The sequence below is a fragment of the uncultured Sulfuricurvum sp. genome (assembly GCF_937936435.1).
GTDB lineage: Bacteria > Campylobacterota > Campylobacteria > Campylobacterales > Sulfurimonadaceae > Sulfuricurvum.
This window is the reverse complement of record NZ_CALDDG010000022.1, coordinates 1-5,080: the sequence shown is the minus strand read 5'-3', so window position 1 is coordinate 5,080 and position 5,080 is coordinate 1. Positions and strand designations below refer to the sequence as shown.

Genomic DNA, 5,080 nt, shown 5'->3' with positions numbered 1-5,080 from the left:
GTGGGAATTTGGATAAGGGAAAAAAATAATTATCGATGAAGAAATCACTCCTTCAAAGGGAGTGAAAGAAAAAAGTTACGCGTTGCACCCTTGCAATGAGCCAAAATCGACACTGCTTCCGCCGCCGCTGATCATTGTCTCATTTTCGCGGATAGTTTTGCCGTTATGCTTGATTGTGTAGGTAATCGCTGTCGAATCACGGATCGTGTTAATGGTCGAACAATACGTTTCCAGACTCGCCATTACCCAGCGTGCGGCAAGGGTATCGTCCGCATTCGAATCAAAACGGTATTCCAAATGAAGCGTATTAAACTTGCGCGGTGCACTCTCATTGCGGACAACTTCGCCGTCAACTTCAAGGTTTTTGACCTCGTATCCCTGTTTTTGTGGGAGCATGACGATATCGGTTGCGCTGCATCCGATAATGCCGCTTAGGAAATACTCTATCGGAGAAATTTGGGGACAATCGATGATAAAGCTGCTTTTTTCGGTTTTGGCTTCAAAACGCATTGCATCCTGATGAGAAACGGTAATTTTCACGGAGTCTCCTTTATTTTATATCTTTGAGGTAATGGTCGAAATAAATAATCTGTTCCAGCGTACGTACTTCGGCTGTCCCCCCTTGCGACGTACGGGCATTCATCGAATGTTCTATCGCCAAATACGCGATAACGTCTTCTTTAATCCGGTTGTCGATTGCATAAAGCTCACTGTATTCGATATCGCTTAAATCTATTCCAAGAACTTCGGCACGAGCAACCGCACGCCCGGTAATATGGTGTGCTTCCCGAAACGGAACGTCACAGTGTTCTACAAGATAATCCGCCAAATCGGTCGCGCTAAGATGTCCGAGTTTACATGCACGTGCCATATTCTGCGGTTTGACCGTCATCGTTTTGAGAGCTTCACGCAGGATTTCCAAAGAGATTTCAGCCGTTTCGACACTGTCGAACACCCCCTCTTTATCTTCCTGGGTGTCTTTATTATATGCAAGTGGCAACCCTTTCATAACGGTTAAAAGACCCATAAGATTTCCAAATACGCGTCCCGTCTTGCCTCTGAGCAGTTCCGGAACGTCCGGATTTTTCTTTTGCGGCATAATCGAACTTCCCGTCGAATAGGCATCGGAAAGTTCGACGAATCGGAACTCATAACTCGACCAGAGAATAATCTCTTCCGCAAGGCGGGAAATATGCATCATCAACGTCGAAATATTGAACAAAATCTCTAAAGCGAAATCACGGTCACTTACCGTATCGAGACAGTTAATACTTACAGAATCAAATCCGAGCGTTTTTGCCGTCATCTCACGATCGATATTATGCGGGGTTCCGGCGAGTGCCGCACACCCTATCGGTGAGATATTATTACGTGCCGCACTGCTCTCAAAACGTTCGCAATCACGTTTAAACATCGATGCGTAGGCTAAGAGATGAAATGCGAAATTGATCGGCTGTGCATGCTGCAGGTGAGTCATCCCCGGCAGAAGCGTCGTCGTATGATCGCGTGCGATATCGACGATTACCCCCATCAACAATTTAATCCGCTCTACGATTTCACGATCCTTTCGCAAAACATAGCGGCGAAAATCGAGTGCTACCTGATCGTTACGGCTGCGCGCCGTATGCAGTTTTTTACCTGCATCGCCGATAATGGCGGTCAGCCGTTTTTCAATCGCCATATGGAGATCTTCATCGCCGATTTTCCATTCGAAGACTCCGGATTCGATTTCTTCCAAAACCTGTTTCATCCCCGCTTCGATAGAGGAGAGCTCTTCATGTGTCAAAATACCTTGGTGCGCCAACATCTGTGCATGGGCAATAGAGCCTTCAATATCTTCTCTGTACAACTTTTGGTCAAACTGTATAGAGGCATTGAATTGTTCCAAAAGGGTTGACGTATCCTGTGCGAACCGTCCGGACCACATCTTTTCCATGATATCTCCGATTAAAAAAAGTAGGGTATTTTAGCAAAGTTTGTTTAGAAGAAGCCATTACCCGAAAAGGTAACAGAGAAGATAAAATCAGTTACAGGCTGGAACGTTTCCGCTGTCTCCTGCATATTCGACCAAGAAATCTTCCAGATGCCGTGCATCTTTAGCAAATTTACGATCGGTAAAATAAGCCCATGAAGCTTCGGCTTTTTTGGACGAAGTATGTATCTCGGCCAATTTTTCACCTTTATTCGCCATCAGTTTTTCCCAGATACGCTGTTTTTTGGAAGCTGCCATCTCTTGTCCGCCGCCGTGACATCCTTTGCACGATTCGATGTACACCTTTTGGCCTTTATAAGTAGCGGCATTCAAAATCGTCGAAGCGGCTAAAAGGGTTATTGCTACTGTAGCATTTAACTTGCGCATTGGAATTATTCTTCCCTATTCTATAGTATCTTAATTAATAAATCTTACATTACTAATTCTAATAAATTGCTTAAGCTTATAGCCCTAAAAAAAGGGAAATAAAGCGTCAAAGTTGATATTTATTTTCTAATTTAATATCCAAATCCCATAATGAAAGTTGCTTTAAACGTTCTACGACGGAAGGGGTACATTCGACATCTCCCGGCCATTCGCGCGTAAATCCGTCCAAAACCGTTTTAAGAGTACCGTCTATTGCGACAATCGTCTCCGAGCGGTACAAATCGCGTTGCGCATCGATATTATTCACGACTCGCCATATCAACATATACGGATTGTGAATGTCATTTTTCTTTTCGTCGACGAATACGACGATCCGCACAAGTGATTTGAGCTCTTCCAATACGGACATACACTCTTTTAAAGGACGGATTTTGTTTACGCTGACCACCGTAATCGGATTAGCGGTATGTCGCATGTATTGGGTCAATCCCTGTACTTCCGGAATTAAAGCCCTCATTTTTTCCAACAATTCCGAACTCTCGATCGATACAGGCGCGCTCGGAGAATACGAAGCGGTAAAGTCAATCCCCAATTTCCCTCCGATCAATGATTCAGGACTCGAGTGGTCTAACGCATCGGTAATCCCTTCGGAAATAAAAAGACATTTAGGGATAAAACGGTTTAGTGCATAAGTGATCAAGGCTTCATAATTGGTCAGTTTCGGAGCATCTTCTCCGAAGAACAAAGCATGTTTGACGAAGCTCATTTGCCCGGAACCCCAGAAGATATGCATAAACTGTTTCGCGTGCCCTTTATACAGCGGTTTCATTTTCGCCATAATCAAGTTATGAAACACGCCGTTCTCCGGCATATGATAATCGATCAAATCGCTTGCATTGGTTTTAAGAAGCGGCAGAAAAATCCGTTCGGTTGCCCACCCCATGTATTTATCTTCCAACGGCGGTTTTCCGACGACCGTAGCTAAATAATAGGGATTTTTGCGATGGGTAATCGCACTGACTTCCAATGCCGGATAGTATTCTTTAAGTGTGTAATACCCGGTATGATCCCCGAACGGACCTTCCAGTACCATTTTTTCAGGGTCGACCCATCCTTCGATAACGTAATCGACATCTTCGGGAATAAACAAAGGGGTCGTGATCGATTGGACAAGCTTCGGAGACTCTTTTTTTATCAAACCGTACAGTAACAGTTCGTTAACGCCGTACGGCAGAGGAGCCGTCGCACACCATGTATAGAGCGGATCGCCGCCGATCGCGATCGAGACCGGCATTTTTTTGCCGGCACGTTGGTATTGATCGAAAAAATGAGACGAATCTTTATGAATCTGCCAATGCATCCCTAAATGGTTTTTATCATATACCTGCAAACGATACATTCCGAGATTCACAAGATTTCCGTCCAGGCTTTGGGTATAAACCTGCCCCATCGTTATAAACGGTCCGCCGTCTTCTTCCCAAGTCGTTAAAATAGGAAGATCGTATAAATTAACACTTTCTCCTTGAATAACCGTATCCTGACAGCTCCCTTTCGTTTTCAGCTTTTTAGGAAAAATATCCTTCATGGCGAAGAGATCGCCGAGCATTCCGATTTTTTCTTTAAACCCTTGAGGCGGCTTCATATGGAGCAGTTTTTCGATCTCTTCCGCTACCCCTTCGACCTCGCGTCCGAACAAAAGTTCTGTGCGGCGAAACGAGCCGAACAGATTCATGACGACGGGCATATCGAATTTTTTACCGCTTTTATGATCTACAGGGTGAGTAAACAGGAGCGCTTTTCCGCCGTTAGGCTTTTTGACCTCGGCATACGCCAGATGGGGAATTTCCAAATAAATATCCAAAGGAGTTTCGATGATACGCAACTCCCCTTTTTCATTCAATAAATCGATTGTTTTATCAAGTGTCACGGATTATGCCTCGTTTGCCATGGTTTCGGCACGCTGTAAAAGTTCCATAGCACCTTTCGCGATCAGGGTTTTCGCCATCGTCTCGCCGACACCGGAAATTTGTTCTTTCGAAACGACGATCATATCCCCCATCTCTTCCGAAGCATCCGGCATCCCCAGAATCGATCGGACAATGACTTCGCCGTTTTCCTGCACCCGTGCACTGACACCGATCGGGACTTGACATCCCCCTTGCAACGTATCGACAAATCCTCTTTCAATCGTCGTTTCGATACGGCTGTCGGCATCTTCCAAATAACGGGCGATTTCCAAAACCCACTCTTCTTGCGTCGTCTCGATCCCCAGTGCTCCCTGCCCCATTGCCGGAAGCATCTCATCCAGTGAAATCCCACGGGTGATAATCAACTTTCCATCGACTACTTCCATGTTCACAGGACTGTTTTCATTAATGTCGAGCTGCTTTGCAAAAACCTGGGGAATACGCAATGCTAAACTATGGCCCCATTTTGCAACAAATCCATCCATTAATTTTCTTCTCCCTTCAATTATAAAATACTGTATATACAATGAATATACAGTATCTATTATATATTGTAAAGAGGAATTTGTTTTAAAACCGTTACTTTCTTGAATTCATTAATAAATAAACGTATGAAGTCAAATTCCATTTTTCCTCCCTTTAACTGTGAAAGCAGCCAAACTTCATATAACAAAAATGAAACCTGACTGCTTTTCAATTTTCAAACAAAAAAACTTATCCGTTTGCCCGATCAACGCCGATGTTGAAATTGGCC

5 protein-coding genes are annotated in these 5,080 nt (G+C 44.3%); all 5 read right to left on the bottom strand.

Going from position 1 to position 5,080, the window contains the following annotated elements; all coding sequences use genetic code 11:
• Positions 1-75 precede the first annotated feature (75 nt).
• The 5 genes from Q0389_RS02690 to Q0389_RS02670 all read right to left on the bottom strand — a co-directional run bounded on the left by Q0389_RS02690 (position 76) and on the right by Q0389_RS02670 (position 4,811).
• Positions 76-540: an OsmC family protein gene (locus Q0389_RS02690; RefSeq protein ID WP_298691363.1), complete on the bottom strand. Its 465-nt coding sequence runs from the start codon at positions 538-540 to the stop codon at positions 76-78.
• A gap of 10 nt (positions 541-550) precedes the next feature.
• On the bottom strand, positions 551-1,936 hold the full coding sequence (argH, locus tag Q0389_RS02685) for an argininosuccinate lyase (RefSeq protein WP_298691361.1): 1,386 nt from the start codon (positions 1,934-1,936) through the stop codon (positions 551-553).
• Positions 1,937-2,023: 87 nt separating this feature from the next.
• Positions 2,024-2,359, bottom strand: a complete 336-nt coding sequence (locus Q0389_RS02680; RefSeq protein WP_298691359.1) for a cytochrome C — start codon at positions 2,357-2,359, stop codon at positions 2,024-2,026.
• A gap of 106 nt (positions 2,360-2,465) precedes the next feature.
• On the bottom strand, positions 2,466-4,286 hold the full coding sequence (locus Q0389_RS02675; RefSeq protein WP_298691357.1) for a menaquinone biosynthesis decarboxylase: 1,821 nt from the start codon (positions 4,284-4,286) through the stop codon (positions 2,466-2,468).
• A gap of 3 nt (positions 4,287-4,289) precedes the next feature.
• Positions 4,290-4,811 (bottom strand): AbrB/MazE/SpoVT family DNA-binding domain-containing protein, encoded by a 522-nt coding sequence (locus Q0389_RS02670; protein ID WP_298691355.1) that lies wholly within the window; start codon positions 4,809-4,811, stop codon positions 4,290-4,292.
• Between the last annotated feature and the right edge of the window lie 269 nt (positions 4,812-5,080).